The organism is Streptomyces sp. SID5910 (assembly GCF_009862125.1).
Classification (GTDB): Bacteria; Actinomycetota; Actinomycetes; order Streptomycetales; family Streptomycetaceae; genus Streptomyces.
Window position 1 is genome coordinate 1 of the sequence record NZ_WWHX01000715.1, and the last position, 14,414, is coordinate 14,414.

At 73.7% G+C, this 14,414-nt stretch carries 13 protein-coding genes and 2 pseudogenes; 11 read left to right on the plus strand and 4 right to left on the minus strand.

Translation table 11 applies throughout. The features are described 5' to 3' along the window. Positions 1-840 (plus strand): annotated as a pseudogene (locus tag GTW67_RS24815) (lytic transglycosylase); the annotation flags it as partial. 75 nt (positions 841-915) lie between these two features. Here the strand turns inward: GTW67_RS24815 and GTW67_RS24820 are convergent. Together GTW67_RS24820 and GTW67_RS24825 are read right to left on the minus strand one after the other, a co-directional pair. Next, on the minus strand, positions 916-3,684 hold the full coding sequence (locus GTW67_RS24820) for an ATP-dependent helicase C-terminal domain-containing protein (RefSeq protein ID WP_161167020.1): 2,769 nt from the start codon (positions 3,682-3,684) through the stop codon (positions 916-918). A gap of 61 nt (positions 3,685-3,745) precedes the next feature. Continuing rightward, complete coding sequence (locus GTW67_RS24825; protein ID WP_161167029.1) at positions 3,746-4,570, minus strand: methyltransferase domain-containing protein; 825 nt, start codon at positions 4,568-4,570, stop codon at positions 3,746-3,748. A gap of 374 nt (positions 4,571-4,944) precedes the next feature. On the opposite strand from GTW67_RS24825, the gene rpsA reads away from it, so the two are divergent. The 4 genes from rpsA to GTW67_RS24845 all read left to right on the plus strand — a co-directional run bounded on the left by rpsA (position 4,945) and on the right by GTW67_RS24845 (position 8,790). Further along, on the plus strand, positions 4,945-6,450 hold the full coding sequence (gene rpsA / locus GTW67_RS24830) for a 30S ribosomal protein S1 (RefSeq protein ID WP_161167021.1): 1,506 nt from the start codon (positions 4,945-4,947) through the stop codon (positions 6,448-6,450). Between the two features lie 205 nt (positions 6,451-6,655). After that, positions 6,656-7,594, plus strand: a complete 939-nt coding sequence (locus GTW67_RS24835) for a PAC2 family protein (RefSeq protein WP_161167022.1) — start codon at positions 6,656-6,658, stop codon at positions 7,592-7,594. Between the two features lie 115 nt (positions 7,595-7,709). After that, positions 7,710-8,360 carry a dephospho-CoA kinase gene (gene coaE / locus GTW67_RS24840; protein ID WP_161167023.1) on the plus strand — a complete coding sequence of 217 codons (651 nt, stop codon included), beginning with the start codon at positions 7,710-7,712 and terminating at the stop codon, positions 8,358-8,360. Between the two features lie 49 nt (positions 8,361-8,409). Next, positions 8,410-8,790: a tetratricopeptide repeat protein gene (locus GTW67_RS24845; protein ID WP_161167024.1), complete on the plus strand. Its 381-nt coding sequence runs from the start codon at positions 8,410-8,412 to the stop codon at positions 8,788-8,790. A gap of 58 nt (positions 8,791-8,848) precedes the next feature. Here the strand turns inward: GTW67_RS24845 and GTW67_RS24850 are convergent, their stop codons facing one another. Beyond that, entirely contained in the window at positions 8,849-9,175 is a 327-nt protein-coding gene (locus GTW67_RS24850; protein ID WP_202437657.1) for a DUF6343 family protein, read from the minus strand. 187 nt (positions 9,176-9,362) lie between these two features. On the opposite strand from GTW67_RS24850, the gene GTW67_RS24855 reads away from it, so the two are divergent. Further along, positions 9,363-10,049 carry a class I SAM-dependent methyltransferase gene (locus GTW67_RS24855; RefSeq protein WP_161167025.1) on the plus strand — a complete coding sequence of 229 codons (687 nt, stop codon included), beginning with the start codon at positions 9,363-9,365 and terminating at the stop codon, positions 10,047-10,049. A 77-nt stretch (positions 10,050-10,126) separates the two neighbouring features. After that, positions 10,127-10,579, plus strand: a complete 453-nt coding sequence (locus tag GTW67_RS24860) for a DoxX family protein (RefSeq protein WP_161165669.1) — start codon at positions 10,127-10,129, stop codon at positions 10,577-10,579. 68 nt (positions 10,580-10,647) lie between these two features. Here GTW67_RS24860 and hslR read toward each other — a convergent pair whose 3' ends face one another. Further along, entirely contained in the window at positions 10,648-11,178 is a 531-nt protein-coding gene (gene hslR, locus GTW67_RS24865; RefSeq protein ID WP_161165670.1) for an Hsp15 family ribosome-associated heat shock protein, read from the minus strand. 168 nt (positions 11,179-11,346) lie between these two features. Between hslR and GTW67_RS24870 the strand changes: the two genes are divergently transcribed. From GTW67_RS24870 to GTW67_RS24885, 4 genes and pseudogenes are all read left to right on the plus strand, one after another. Then, positions 11,347-12,069: a uracil-DNA glycosylase gene (locus GTW67_RS24870; RefSeq protein WP_161167026.1), complete on the plus strand. Its 723-nt coding sequence runs from the start codon at positions 11,347-11,349 to the stop codon at positions 12,067-12,069. Positions 12,070-12,137: 68 nt separating this feature from the next. Then, positions 12,138-13,103 (plus strand): prolyl aminopeptidase, encoded by a 966-nt coding sequence (pip, locus tag GTW67_RS24875; RefSeq protein WP_161167027.1) that lies wholly within the window; start codon positions 12,138-12,140, stop codon positions 13,101-13,103. A gap of 31 nt (positions 13,104-13,134) precedes the next feature. Further along, complete coding sequence (locus tag GTW67_RS24880; protein ID WP_161167028.1) at positions 13,135-13,911, plus strand: nucleotidyltransferase domain-containing protein; 777 nt, start codon at positions 13,135-13,137, stop codon at positions 13,909-13,911. Between the two features lie 179 nt (positions 13,912-14,090). Further along, positions 14,091-14,414 (plus strand): annotated as a pseudogene (locus GTW67_RS24885) (FUSC family protein); the annotation flags it as partial.

Below are 14,414 nucleotides of genomic sequence, written 5' to 3' on the forward strand. Positions count from 1 at the left end.
GGCACCGGTTCGCCGAGCCCCACCCCGCCGCCGACGACGACACCCACACCCACTCCCACCCCCACCGACACGGTGGACCACCTGGAAAACGCCGGCACCTCCGGTCTCACCGCCGTCGCGGGCGACACGTTCGCCAAGAGGATCAGCGCCCGGGCCGAGACGAAGAAGGGCGAGGCCGTCGCCAAGGTCCGCGTCCGCTTCACCATCCTCGGGGACACGGACGCCACCTTCGCGGGCGGGGAGAACGTCGCCACCGTCGTCACCGACAGCGCCGGCGTGGCCGCGGCGCCCGCACTCCGGGCGGGCGAGAAGACCGGCACGTTCACGGTCCGGGCCACTGTCGTGGGCCGCACGGTCGCCGGCATCGACTACCGGGCCACCGTCACCGAGCGCGTCGCGGACACCCTCGCGCGCACCGGCGACGCGGCGCTCACCTGCACCCCGGGCGGCGAGTTCGCGGACCGCGTCGAGGTGAAGGCGACGTACGAGGGCACCGCCGCGGACAAGGTCGCCGTCACCGCCACGCTCATCACGTCGGCGACCGACCCGGCCGAGAACGCCAAGGGCCCCTTCTTCAAGGACGCCGACGGCAAGGCCGTCCGCACCCTGAACGACCTGACGACCGACGCCAAGGGCCTGCTGACGCTGCCGAAGCTGTACGCGGACGACACCGCGGGCACGTTCGTGCTGCGCCTGACCACCGCGGGCGGCGCCACCCTCGACGTCCAGGTGAAGGTGACGGAGCCCGAGGCGGAACCGTCGCCGGGTCCGTCCACCGGGACGTCGCCCGAGGCCTCGCCCAGCCCGTCCGCGGAGCCGTCGACGGAGCCGACCGCGTAGCGAAGCACGCATCTCAGGGCGCCCCACCGCTGCGGCGGCGGGGCGCCCTCGGTGCACGGTCCGTGTGGGAAGCCGTCATGAACCCGACGCGGAGTCCCGCCCGAGCCGCGCCTTCGTGTGCCGCGTCGGCTCCGCCGTGGCCGGGTCCTCGGGCCACGGATGCTTCGGATACCGGCCGCGCAGCTCCGCCCGTACGCCCTTGTAGCCGTCCTTCCAGAAGGAGGCCAGGTCGGCCGTGACGGCGGCCGGGCGGCCCGCGGGGGAGAGGAGATGGACGAGGAGCGGCACCCCGGCGACCTCGGGCGAGTCCTGGAGCCCGAACATCTCCTGCAACTTCACCGCGAGGACCGGCCGTTCGGGGTCCGTGTAGTCGATCCGGATCCTGGAACCGCTGGGGACCAGGATCCGTTCCGGGGCCAGCTCGTCCAGCCGCACCGCCTCCCCGGACGCCCAGGGCAGCAACCGCGCCAGCGCCTGTCCGGCGTCGATCCGTGCCAGGTCGGCCCGCCGCCGGGCCCGCCCGAGCTCCGGCTCCAGCCACTCGTCCACGCGCGCGTGCAGCGCGTCGTCGCGGACGTCCGGCCACGGCTCACCGAGCTGCCGCCGCAGAAACGCGAGCCGCTCACGCAGCGCCCGCGCGTCGGCCGACCAGCGCAGCAGCCCGAACCCCTCCTGCCGCAGCCCCTCCAGCAGCGCGTTCCGTACGAGGTGGGGGTCGGGGACGGTGAGCCGCCGCACCGCGAGCTCCACGGCCCCGAGCCGCTCGACCCGCCGGGCCACCACGTCACCGTCGCCCCAGTGGACCTCGTCCCGCTCCTCCAGCAGCGCACCCGCCGCGAGCCGCGCCGTGGCCTCGTCGACGGCCGCCCCGAGCTGCACGCGCGCGTGCCCCTTCCCCACGGGCCGGTCCGCCACGGCGACGGCGATCCACGGCGCCCCACGCAACGCCGACGCCTCGGACAGCTCGGCCCGCGTCCCGGAGACCATCAGATACGACCCCCCGTCCTTCCGCGCCACCCGCTCAGGAAAGGCCAACGCAGCCACCAGCCCGACAAGCCCGTCACGGGTGCCGCTCTGCGGGGCCAGCCCGGTGGCGCCGCCCTGTGCGGGTGGGCCGGTGGTGGCGCTGCTCTGCGCCGACGGACTCGTGGTACTGCCCTGTGCGGGCCTGCCAGCGGTGGCGTCGCCCTGCGCGGGCCGGCCGGCGGGGGCCTTGCTCCGCGTGGCCTGGCCGGTGGTGCTGCCCTGCGCGGGCGGGCCGGTCGTGGTGTCGCCCCGCGCGGGCAGGCCCGTGGTGTCGTTCCGCGCGGACACGGCTGCCTTGCCGTCCCCGGCCGGGCGGGCGCCCGTGGTCGCGGAGGACTCCAGGCGTCGTACCTCCGCCCGCCACCGCGTGCCGTACGCGTCGCCGCCGCGGCGGGCGGTGCGCAGGGCACCCGACAGGTCGTCCCCGTAGTCCCGCGGCGGCTCCTCACTGAGCAGGGCGACCACCTCGGCCACCTCCTCCCCGAGTTCTCCCGCGTCCAGCAGCGCCCGCCCCAGCCGGGGGTGCAGCCCCAGCCGGGACAGGCGCACGCCCCGCTCGGTCGCCCGACCCGCGGAGTCCACCGCGCCCACCGCCGTCAGCACCGACCGCGCCGCCGCCATCGCCCCGCCCGGCGGCGGATCCAGCAGCGCCAGCCCGGACGCGTCCGGATCGCCCCAGCACGCCGCCTGGAGCGCGAACGCCGTCAGGTCGGCCACCTTGATCTCCGGCGCCGGGTAGCTCGGCAGACGGGCGTCCTCCGCCTCCGCCCAGCAGCGGTACACCGCGCCCGGCGCCTCACGCCCCGCCCGCCCGGCCCGCTGCCGCGCCGCCGCCCGCGAGGCCCGTACCGTCGTCAGCGCGCTCAGCCCGCGCGCGTGGTCCACGCGCGGCTCCCGCGCCAGACCCGCGTCCACCACCGCCCGCACGCCCGGCACCGTCAGCGACGACTCCGCCACCGACGTCGCCAGCACCACCCGGCGCCGCGAACCGGGCGACAGCACCGCGTCCTGCACGGCGGCCGGCGCACGCCCGTGCACCTGGAGCACCTCCACGTCCCCGAGCCCGCCCAGCTGCCCCGCGACCCGCGCGATCTCCCCGACGCCGGGCAGGAAGCACAGCACGTCCCCGTCCCGCTCGGCCAGCGCCCGCCGCACCACCGACGCCACGTGCGTGAGCAGCGCCGGGTCGACCCGCATCCCGTGCGGCGGCCGTACCGGACGCGTGGGCGGCGCCCACACCACCTCCACCGGATACGACACGCCCCGCGCCTCGACCACCGGCGCCCCGCCGAGCAGCCGGGCCCAGCCCTCCGCGTCGGTCGTCGCCGACGCGGCCACCAGCCGCAGCTCCGGCCGCAGCGCCTGCCGCACGTCCCACAGGAACGCCGCCGTCGTGTCCGCGTCCAGATGCCGCTCGTGGCACTCGTCCAGCACCACCACGTCGACGCCCGACAGCTCCTGGTCCCGCTGGAGCCGCTGCAACAGCACACCGGTCGTGACGACCTCCACGCGCGTGTGCCGCCCGGCCACCCGCTCGCCGCGCACGGTGTACCCGACGCTCGCCCCGGGCTTCTCGCCCAGCAGCCACGCCATCCGCCGGGCCGCCGCCCGCGCCGCGATCCGCCGCGGCTCGGCCACCACCACGCGCCGCGCGGGCCCCTCGCCGAGCAGCCCGGCCAGCGCGAGCGGCACCAGCGTCGTCTTGCCGGTGCCGGGCGGCGCGACCAGCACCGCCGTGCCGTGCCCGTCCAGGGCGTCGTGCAGAGCGGGCAGGGCACCGCGCACGGGCAGCGCGTCCAGGGCGTCGTAACGGATCACGCCCCCAGTGTCGTACGCCCGCGAAACCGCCCTCCACGCGCGCGTGCCCGACGGCAGCCCATCAGTCGCGCTCGCACACGAAGATCGCCGTCCCCGGGATCAGATGCCCGCGCAGCGGCGACCAGCCGCCCCACTCCGAGGTGTTCCAGTCCGGCCACTCCGGCTCCACCAGGTCCACCAGCCGGAACCCCGACGTCACCACGTCCCGGACCCGGTCGCCGAGCGTCCTGTGGTGCTCGACGTACACCGCGACACCCTCGTCGTCCTGCTCGACGTACGGCGTGCGGTCGAAGTAGGACGCGGACACCGACAGCCCCTCGGGACCCGGCTCGTCCGGGAACGCCCAGCGCAGCGGATGCGTGACGGAGAAGACGAAGCGGCCCCCGGGCCGCAGCACCCGGCGCACCTCCCGCAGCACCAGCCGCGGATCGGCGACGAACGGCAGCGCCCCGTACGCCGAGCACGCCAGGTCGAAGGAGGCATCCGCGAAGGGCAGCACGGCCGCGTCGGCACAGACCAGCGGGAACGGACCGCCGATGCGCAGCGCGTGCTGGAGCTGGCGGTGGGAGACGTCCAGGGCCACCGGACGCGCACCCTGGCCGGCCAGCCAGCGCGCGCACTGGGCGGCACCGGCGCCGATCTCCAGGACGTCCTTGCCCGTCAGCTCCTCCGTCGGGCCGAGCAGCTCGGCCTCCACCTCGTCCAGGCCCTCGGGGCACCACACGAAGCGGTCGTCGCCGAGGAAGGTGCCGTGCTCGATCTGGTACTCGTCCGCGTTCCGGTCCCACCAGCCGCGGTTGGCGCGGGCGCTCTCCGTGACACCGGCGGCACGCCGGGTGGCCTCGGGTTCGGTCTCTTCCCCTGCGGACGTTACGGGCTCTTGGATGACCGGCTCCCTCGTACTAGTCTGCGGCTCTTCCGGCCAGGCTGTCCCGGGCGTCGGACACGGGACACGACGGGTTCCGTGCGGCCTCGGGAGACGGCTCTTGTGCCGGGTATGCGGCGATCCGCCCCGGGTGGGCGGCTTCGCGCATTGACCATGCCCGGCCGCCCCCGTATGCTACAAGTTGCGCTGCGGGCCTGCGCACCTCAGACGTAGCAGGTCGCGCTCGCATCTGTTGTATGTCCCCTCGGTTCTCGAGGCGTCACCAGTGTTTTTCGGTGACGCTTACTTGGCTGTCCGGCTTCTTCAGAGCGAAACGGGCTCCCGGCGTAAGCAGTACCTACGACTTCAATGTCCGTACCGGAGCCCTTTCCCACATGACGAGCAGCACCGAGACCACCGCCACCACCCCGCAGGTTGCGGTCAACGACATCGGTAACGAGGAAGCCTTCCTCGCCGCGATCGACGAGACGATCAAGTACTTCAACGACGGCGACATCGTCGACGGCGTCATCGTGAAGGTCGACCGGGACGAGGTCCTGCTCGACATCGGTTACAAGACCGAAGGTGTCATCCCGAGCCGCGAGCTCTCGATCAAGCACGACGTCGACCCCAACGAGGTCGTCGCCGTCGGTGACGAGATCGAAGCCCTTGTTCTCCAGAAGGAGGACAAGGAAGGCCGCCTGATCCTCTCGAAGAAGCGCGCCCAGTACGAGCGTGCCTGGGGCACCATCGAGAAGATCAAGGAAGAGGACGGCATCGTTACCGGTACCGTCATCGAGGTCGTCAAGGGTGGTCTCATCCTCGACATCGGCCTCCGTGGCTTCCTCCCGGCCTCCCTGGTCGAGATGCGCCGCGTCCGCGACCTCCAGCCCTACGTGGGCAAGGAGCTCGAGGCGAAGATCATCGAGCTGGACAAGAACCGCAACAACGTGGTCCTGTCCCGCCGCGCCTGGCTGGAGCAGACCCAGTCCGAGGTGCGCCAGACGTTCCTCACCACCCTCCAGAAGGGTCAGGTCCGTTCCGGCGTCGTCTCCTCGATCGTCAACTTCGGTGCCTTCGTGGACCTGGGTGGCGTCGACGGTCTGGTCCACGTCTCCGAGCTCTCCTGGAAGCACATCGACCACCCGTCCGAGGTTGTCGAGGTCGGCCAGGAAGTCACCGTCGAGGTCCTCGACGTCGACATGGACCGCGAGCGTGTCTCCCTGTCGCTGAAGGCGACCCAGGAAGACCCGTGGCAGCAGTTCGCCCGCACCCACCAGATCGGCCAGGTCGTGCCCGGCAAGGTCACGAAGCTGGTGCCGTTCGGTGCGTTCGTCCGCGTGGACGAGGGCATCGAGGGTCTGGTCCACATCTCCGAGCTGGCCGAGCGCCACGTGGAGATCCCGGAGCAGGTCGTCCAGGTCAACGACGAGATCTTCGTCAAGGTCATCGACATCGACCTCGAGCGCCGCCGCATCAGCCTCTCGCTGAAGCAGGCCAACGAGGCCTTCGGTGCCGACCCGTCGGCGGTCGAGTTCGACCCGACCCTGTACGGCATGGCCGCGTCCTACGACGACCAGGGCAACTACATCTACCCCGAGGGCTTCGACCCCGAGACCAACGACTGGCTCGAGGGCTACGAGACCCAGCGCGAGGCCTGGGAGACCCAGTACGCCGAGGCGCAGCAGCGCTTCGAGCAGCACCAGGCGCAGGTCATCAAGTCCCGCGAGGCGGACGAGAAGGCCGCTGCCGAGGGTGTCGACACCGCGGGTGCGGCTCCGGCCGCCTCCGGCGGTGGCGGCGGCTCGTACTCCTCCGAGGGTGGCGACAACTCCGGCGCCCTGGCGTCGGACGAGGCGCTCGCCGCGCTCCGCGAGAAGCTGGCCGGCGGCCAGAGCTGATCGCGGGCCGCTGAGGCCTGACCGTAGACACTGAGGGGCCGTACCTTTCGAGGTACGGCCCCTCGGCGTTGCCCGGACCAGCCGCGCCCGCCGCCCGCCGGCCTCGCCGGCCTCTCCGGTCAAGATCACCGCGCTCCGTGCTCCGGGAATGCCCGTCCCCGCAACGGCGTTATGACGTACGGACACGAGGAGGGGAGCGGTCACTGTGCTTGATCCGCAGGGTTTGTACGCGTGGGAGCCGAAGGGCCTGGCCGTGGTCGACACGGCACTCGCCCAGGAGTCGGCCGGGCTGGTCATGCTCTACCACTTCGACGGATACATCGACGCCGGCGAGACCGGCGACCAGATCGTCGACCAGGTGCTCGACTCACTGCCCCACCAGGTCGTCGCCCGCTTCGACCACGACCGGCTCGTGGACTACCGGGCCCGCCGCCCGCTGCTGACGTTCAAGCGCGACACCTGGACCGACTACGAGGAGCCCACCATCGAGGTGCGGCTCGTCCAGGACGCCACCGGAGCACCCTTCCTGCTGCTGTCCGGCCCCGAACCGGACGTCGAGTGGGAACGCTTCGCCGCCGCCGTCGCGCAGATCGTCGAGCGGCTCGGCGTCCGCCTCGCGGTCAACTTTCACGGCATCCCCATGGGCGTCCCGCACACCCGCCCCGTCGGCATCACCCCGCACGGCAACCGCACCGACCTCGTCCCGGGCCACCGCAGCCCCTTCGAGGAGGCGCAGGTCCCCGGCAGCGCCGAGGCGCTCGTCGAGTACCGGCTCATGCAGGCCGGCCACGAGGTGCTGGGCGTCGCCGCGCACGTGCCGCACTACATCGCCCGCTCCGCCTACCCGGACGCGGCGCTGACCGTCCTGGAGGCCATCACGGCGGCGACCGGACTGGTCCTGCCCGGCGTCGCGCACTCCCTGCGCACCGAGGCCCACCGCACCCAGACCGAGATCGACCGGCAGATCCAGGAGGGCGACGAGGAGCTGACCGCGCTCGTCCAGGGCCTGGAGCACCAGTACGACGCCGCCGCGGGCGCCCAGACCCGGGGCAACATGCTCGCCGAGCCGGTCGAGATCCCGTCGGCGGACGAGATCGGCCGCGAGTTCGAACGATTCCTGGCCGAGCGGGAGGGCGACGGCTGACGGTGTCGGGCGGCCGGTGTCGGTCGCCGGTGGCCGGTGGCTGCTGTCCGGCGGCTGCTGGCCGGTGGCGGCCCCGTCCGAGGGGCCGTCACCGGCAGGCCCTAAGCTTCCGCTCATGCTGACAGTGGGCCTGACCGGCGGAATCGGCGCCGGCAAGAGCGAGGTGTCGCGGCTGCTCGTCGAGTGCGGGGCCGTACTGATCGACGCGGACCGGATCGCACGCGAGGTCGTCGCGCCCGGGACCCCGGGGCTCGCGGCGGTCGTGGAGGCGTTCGGCGAGGACGTGCTCGCCGGCGACGGCAGCCTGAACCGGCCCAAGCTGGGTTCGATCGTGTTCGCCGACCCGGAGAAGCTGGCCGCGCTCAACGCGATCGTGCACCCTCTCGTCGGCGCCCGCTCCCGCGAACTCGAACAGTCCGCCGCCGAGGACGCCGTCGTCGTCCACGACGTCCCGCTGCTCACCGAGAACGGCCTGGCGCCGCTGTACGACGTCGTGGTCGTCGTCGACGCCGACCCGGCGACCCAGCTCGACCGGCTGGTGCGGCTGCGCGGCATGTCCGAGCAGGACGCACGCGCGCGCATGGCCGCCCAGGCGACCCGGGAACAGCGCCGGGAGATCGCCGACGTCGTCATCGACAACGACGTGCCGCTGGAAGAGCTCCGGCACCGCGTGAAAGAGGTGTGGACGGAGCTGGCCCGCAGGGCCCACGTGGGACGGACCGAGGACCCCGGTGAGGGCTCTGCCGCCCGGCACGCCCAGGAATAGCGGCCTCCACGCGGGCGTTGCTCCCTTTCAGCGAGGGAAGGACTCTGCCGTGCCCGAGAACAGCGGTTCGACCGGACGGACTCCGGAGACGGACGTCATCGACTTCCGCGCCGCCGAGCAGCTGCTCGCCGCGCGTGACCCGCGGGGCGCGGTGAAGCTCCTCGACCAGGTCATCGCCGCCCACCCGGAGAGCACCGCGGCACGGCTGCTGCGCGCCCGTGCCTTCTTCGCTGCGGCCCAGCTCAGACCGGCCGAGCTGGAGTTCACCATCGTCCTGGAACGCGAGCCGGACAACGCGTTCGCGCACTTCGCGCTGGCCCGCACCTTCGAGCGCCGGGGCTGCCCCGACCAGGCCAGACGTCACTTCCGGCTGGCGGCGGCCCTCGACCCGAACCCGGAGTACCTACAGCAGGCGCGCTTCGACTCCTGATCCGCCGGGCGCGCGTCCGGGGGCCGGGGTGCGGGTGCCGGGCTTCGGCTGGGCGTCGCTACGGGCTGCCGGGCGGGCCCGGCTTCCCCGGAGGCCGCGGCGGAGGCGGAGGCGGGCCGTTCCGTATGCGCTGCTCCGGCGGCCGGTACGGCGGGATGTCCGGGCCCGGCTGGTAGTGCGGGCCCTGGCGGATGTGCCGGAGGACCACGGTCAGGTCGACCGTGATGACCAGCCACAGCACCCCGAAGGCCGCGGCCCAGCCGGGCCGTCCGGTGAACGCGAAGACGGCCGTCCCGAAGATCGCCCAGACCTCTCCCCACACGCACAGCCAGAACCGCGCCCGCAGGGCACTGCGCGCGGTCGTCGGTTCACTGCCTGTACGCATCGCTCTGACCACTCCTGTCAAAAACGTACTCCCGCGACGCCGGGGAGGAAAACGGGCCCGGCGGTGGCAGCGAGCGGTGGCGGCCGGCGTTGGCGGCGACCTCCGGGCGTTCACTCGGTCGGGTGAACCGGTGGCGGAGTGGAACGGCTGTGCGGGTGCGGGCCGTTGGACGGGCATGGAACTGAAAATGCGAGAGGGATATCAGGGGACAGGACCCGGAGCCATCACTCCGGACGGCTGCGCGGTCGAGCTCTACTCCCGGCTGCCGGTCGGAGCCGAGCCGGACATCGTGGCCGCGGCCGTGCCCGCGGGTGCCCGCATCCTGGAGCTGGGCAGCGGGGTGGGCCGCATGACCCGGCCGCTGCTGGAGCGCGGGTTCGACGTCACGGCGGTCGACGAGTCCGCCGAGATGCTGGAGCACGTGCGTGGGGCACGGACGATATGCAGCCCGATCGAACACCTCGACCTGGGCGAGACGTTCGACGCGGTCATGCTGGCATCGTTCCTCGTCCACGCCGGGGACGTCGAGGTGAGACGAGGGCTGCTGCGAGCGTGCGCCCGGCATGTCGCGGAGGGCGGCTGCGTACTGATCCAGCGGGAGGGCGAGGACTACCACGAGAACGTGCCGCGCGAGCGGGCGGACCCCAGCGGCTTCACCGTGCGGATCGTGTCGGCGGACCCGGTCGGTGACGGCGTCAACTCGGTACACGTGGAGTACGAGTTCCCGGACGCGGTCTGGACGCAGACCTTCCGGGCCCGGCCGCTGACCCGGGAGCAGTTCGAGGAGGCGCTCGCGGAGGCGGGGCTGCGGGTGGAGCGGTATCTCACCGAGGACGGGACATGGGTGCGGGCGGTCCCGGCGGGCCGGGGCTAGGGGTGCGATGAGTTCCGGGGCGAGGGGCGGTCTACCTCCCCGACAGCAGCACGGACCGCTCAGCCCAGGAGATCCCCATGCCCGAGACCACCGCTTCCGCCACCCACGCTCCCGCCGTCGCCTCGGCAGCCTCCGTCCCGGCAGGGCGATCCGGGCGGGGCGCCCGGATCGCCCTGCGGGCGGTGCAGGTGCTCCTCGCGCTGTTCTTCGCCGTCGCGAGCGCCCTGCCCAAGCTGATCGCGCACGCGTCGGCGGCCGAGACCTTCGACGAGATGGGCTGGGGCAACGCCGGCATGTACGCCATCGGCATCCTCGAACTGGCCGGGGCGATCGCCCTGCTGGTCCCGGTGCTCCAGTCGGTGGCGGCGACGGCGCTGAGCGCGCTGATGGTGGGCGCGTTCGTCGTCCAGCTCACCTACTTCGACGGCGAGAACGCGGCGACGCCGCTCGTCCTGTTGGTCCCGCTGCTCCTCGTGGCCTGGGCCCGCCGGGAGCACAACGCGGAGCTGCTCCGGCTGGTCCGCGCGTGACCGCCGGCAGGGGGGTCCGTCTTCGCAGGGTCTTCCGGCCAGTGGCCCTTCGGTCAGCGGCCCCTCGGTCAGTGGCCCTCCGGGCGGCCCATGCCCTCCAGGCCGCGCAGGCGTTCCAGCTCGCGCCGGTCCCGCTTGGTCGGGCGTCCGGCGCCGCGGTCGCGGATGCCGGCCGGGGCTACGGCCTCGCGGGGCGGAGGCGGCGGGGAGTTGTCGATGTAGCACTGGGCGGCGACCGGGGCTCCGACCCGCTTGCGGATCAGCCGCTTGACGACGACGACCCGTTCCCTGCCCTCGTGCCGCAGGCGCACCTCGTCGCCGACACGCAGGGAGTGGGCTGGCTTCACGCGCTCGCCGTTCACCCGGACGTGACCGCCCCGGCAGGCGGTCGCACCGAGGGAGCGGGTCTTGATCAGACGGACGGCCCAGATCCAGCTGTCGACCCGGACACTCTCGCCGTTCTGCGGTCCGGCAGCCTCGGCGGCGGCGATCGCGGCGGCGGTCTTGGGGTCCGGGGCCTGGTCGGCGGCCTTCGCCTCGGGGGAGTCCGGTACGGCAGTCGCCTCGCCGTCCCTGCCTTCGTCATGCTCGGAAGCCATGCCCCGACCTTAGCCGCAGGGCCCCGGTGCGCGGGATCGGATATCGACGGGGCGAGGGCGGCGGGACGCCGGGTGCCGTGACGGCCGGTAAGTGGCGCCACGGCACCCGGCCGGGCCCGGCGGCCCCCGCCCCGAGGCGCGCGGGTCCGGTGGTCTTACGGTGGGGGCATGGACAGCAGCGGCCTCGTCGAACTCGACCAGCGGATCGCGGGGTGCCGGGCCTGTCCACGGCTGGTCGCCTGGCGGGAGGAGGTGGCCCGCACCAAGCGGGCGGCCTTCGCCGACTGGACGTACTGGGGCCGCCCGGTGCCCGGCTTCGGCCCGCCGGACGCACGCCTGCTGATCGTCGGCCTCGCCCCCGCGGCCCACGGCGGCAATCGCACAGGCCGGATGTTCACCGGCGACCGCTCCGGTGACGTGCTGTACCAGGCGCTGTACGACGTGGGGCTCGCGTCCCAGCCCACCGCGGTCACCGCCGACGACGGCCTGGAGCTGTACGGCGTGCGCGTCACCTCCCCGGTGCACTGCGCCCCGCCCGCCAACAAGCCCACGCCCACGGAGCGCGACACCTGCCGCCCGTGGCTCGTCCAGGAACTGGACCTGCTGCGGCCGACGCTGCGCGCCGTGGTCGTCCTCGGTGCCTTCGGCTGGCAGGCCGCGCTGCCCGCGTTCGCCGGGGCGGGCTGGACCGTGCCCCGGCCCCGCCCCGCCTTCGCCCACGGCGCCCAGGTCACGCTGCACGCCCCCGACCACCCCGACCTGCACCTCTTCGGCTGCTTCCACGTCAGCCAGCGCAACACCTTCACCGGCCGGCTCACCCCCGAGATGCTGCGGGAGGTACTGCGGACCGCGGCCACGGCGGCGGGACTGCCCACGGCGGAAAGCAGATGAGCGACCGGGACGCCCGGGGCTAGGGTGCTCCGAGGGGCAGGAGGGGCAGGAGGGGCAGGAGGGGCACGATGGGCAGGTATCCGGAGACCGAACCGTACGACCACGGGATGCTCGACGTCGGGGACGGCAACCGCATCTACTGGGAGACCTCCGGCAACCCGCACGGCAAGCCCGCGGTGGTGCTGCACGGCGGGCCCGGGTCCCGCACGACCCCGAACCTGAGGCGCTACTTCGACCCGGCCGCGTACCGGATCGTGCTGCTCGACCAGCGTGGCGCCGGACGGTCGGTGCCGCCCGCGAGCGACCACGCCACCGACATGAGCGTGAACACGACCGCCCACCTCATGGCCGACCTGGAGCGGCTGCGCGCCCACCTGGGGATCGAACGGTGGCTGGTGTGGGGGGTGTCGTGGGGGTCGATCCTGGGCCTGCGGTACGCACAGACCCACCCGGGTGTCGTCTCCGAACTCGTACTGACCGGAGTCGCGACCGGCTCGAACCCCGAGGTCGGCCTGTTGACCCGCGGGCTGGGGAACATCTTTCCCCAGGCTCACGAGCGGTTCCTCGCCGAGCTGCCCGCCGGCGAGCGCGACGGCAACCTGGCCGCCGCCTACAACCGGCTGCTGGAGTCCCCCGACCCGGAGGTCCGGGAGCGGGCCGCGCGGGCCTGGACCGACTGGGAGACGGCCATCATCCCCGCGCCGCCGGGCTCGGTCGAACGCTTCCAGGACCCGGTGTTCCGCATGGGCTTCGCCCGTACCGTCACGCACTACTGGGGCAACGACCACTTCCTCGGCGACGGCAACGACGAGGGCGTGGTCCTGCGGGACGCACACCTGCTGAAGGGCATCCCCGGCACCCTGGTGCAGGGCAGCCTCGACTTCGGCAACCTCCTCGGCATCGTGTGGCGGCTCCACCACGCCTGGCCGGGCAGCGAGCTGGTCGTCGTCGACGAGCAAGGACACGACGCGGGAGCGACCGGCGACGACGCGCTGGTGGCGGCGACCGACAAGTACGCCCGCGCCCGGCCCTGACCACACCGCCCACCACCAGGAGCCCGCGCCAGTGCCCTCCCTCACGGACCACGACTTCCTCGACACGACCGCCGATCGGCTCGCCGCCCTGCCCGCCGTCCGGGCCGTCGCCCTGGGCGGCTCCCGGGCCCGGGGCACGCACCGGCCCGACAGCGACTGGGACCTGGCGGTCTACTACCGGGGCGCCTTCGACCCGGCCGGCCTCCGTGCCCTCGGCTGGCCGGGGGAGGTCTCCGCCGTCGGGGAGTGGGGCGGCGGCGTCTTCAACGGCGGCGCATGGCTCACGGTCGACGAACGCCGGGTCGACGTGCACTACCGCGACCTCGACGTGGTCGAGCACGAGGTGGCGGAGGCCGAGGCGGGCCGCTTCGGCGTGGAGCCGCTGATGTTCCACCTGGCGGGCATCCCGACCTACCTGGTCGTCGCGGAGCTGGCCGTCAACGAGGTGCTGCGCGGCGAACTGCCCCGCCCCGCCTACCCGGACGCCCTCCGCGCCACCGCTCCCGAACGCTGGTACGGCACGGCCACGGCCACCCTCGCCTACGCCCGGGCCGGCCACGCCCCCAGGGGAGCGCTGACCCAGGTCGCCGGCGCGATCGCCCTCGCCACGACACAGACGGCACACGCCGTACTGGCGGCACGCGGGCAGTGGGTCACCAACGAGAAGGGGCTGACCGAGCGGGCGGGGCTGGGCGGGGTCGACGTACTCCTGACACGCCTGACGCCGGACCCGCGGTCACTGACTGCGGCGCTCACACGGGCCGAGGACCTGCTGAGGGCGGCCATGGAGGCGGCGCGGGCCGGCTAGAGCAGTGGGGACACGGCGGAGACGAACTCTGCCGCCGCCGGCCGTCACCTCCCCGAAATGCGCCCGTTTCCGGCGCATCAAGAACCGCCCGTACCCTGGACAGCACACGTCACAGCCCGGCCACCGTCGCCCGAAGGCTCGCCCCCGCCCTCGACCGGACGACAGGAGCCCCGCGCCCCGTGCCCAGCACCGCTCGCCCCGCCGCCCTCGCACTACCGCCCTGGCTCGCCCACGCCCTGAGCACCCAGCGCGGGCCCGTGCCCTGGAGCGCGGTCACCCGGGGTGCGCTGGCCGGCGGGCCGCTGCTGCTCGCGGCCCTGCTCGCCGGGCGCACCTCCCTCGGTGTCGTCGCCGCCATCGCCGCCATGCTGGCCGGCATCAACGACCGGCCGGGCAGCCGGCGTACGTCGGTCAGGCGGATCGGCGTACCGGCGCTCGCGGGGGCGGCCGGGCTGCTGGCCGGCACGTACGCGGGGCAGCACCTCGGTCCCGTACCGCTCACC

What these genes read in the sequence shown, in the direction of transcription:
- coaE (WP_161167023.1), top strand. Translation starts at nt 7,710, where the DNA reads ATGCTGACAGTGGGCCTGACCGGCGGAATCGGCGCCGGCAAGAGCGAG.
- GTW67_RS24870 (WP_161167026.1), top strand. Translation starts at nt 11,347, where the DNA reads ATGGACAGCAGCGGCCTCGTCGAACTCGACCAGCGGATCGCGGGGTGC.
- rpsA (WP_161167021.1), top strand. Translation starts at nt 4,945, where the DNA reads ATGACGAGCAGCACCGAGACCACCGCCACCACCCCGCAGGTTGCGGTC.
- GTW67_RS24850 (WP_202437657.1), bottom strand. Translation starts at nt 9,175, where the DNA reads ATGCGTACAGGCAGTGAACCGACGACCGCGCGCAGTGCCCTGCGGGCG.
- GTW67_RS24855 (WP_161167025.1), top strand. Translation starts at nt 9,363, where the DNA reads ATGCGAGAGGGATATCAGGGGACAGGACCCGGAGCCATCACTCCGGAC.
- hslR (WP_161165670.1), bottom strand. Translation starts at nt 11,178, where the DNA reads ATGGCTTCCGAGCATGACGAAGGCAGGGACGGCGAGGCGACTGCCGTA.
- GTW67_RS24860 (WP_161165669.1), top strand. Translation starts at nt 10,127, where the DNA reads ATGCCCGAGACCACCGCTTCCGCCACCCACGCTCCCGCCGTCGCCTCG.
- pip (WP_161167027.1), top strand. Translation starts at nt 12,138, where the DNA reads ATGGGCAGGTATCCGGAGACCGAACCGTACGACCACGGGATGCTCGAC.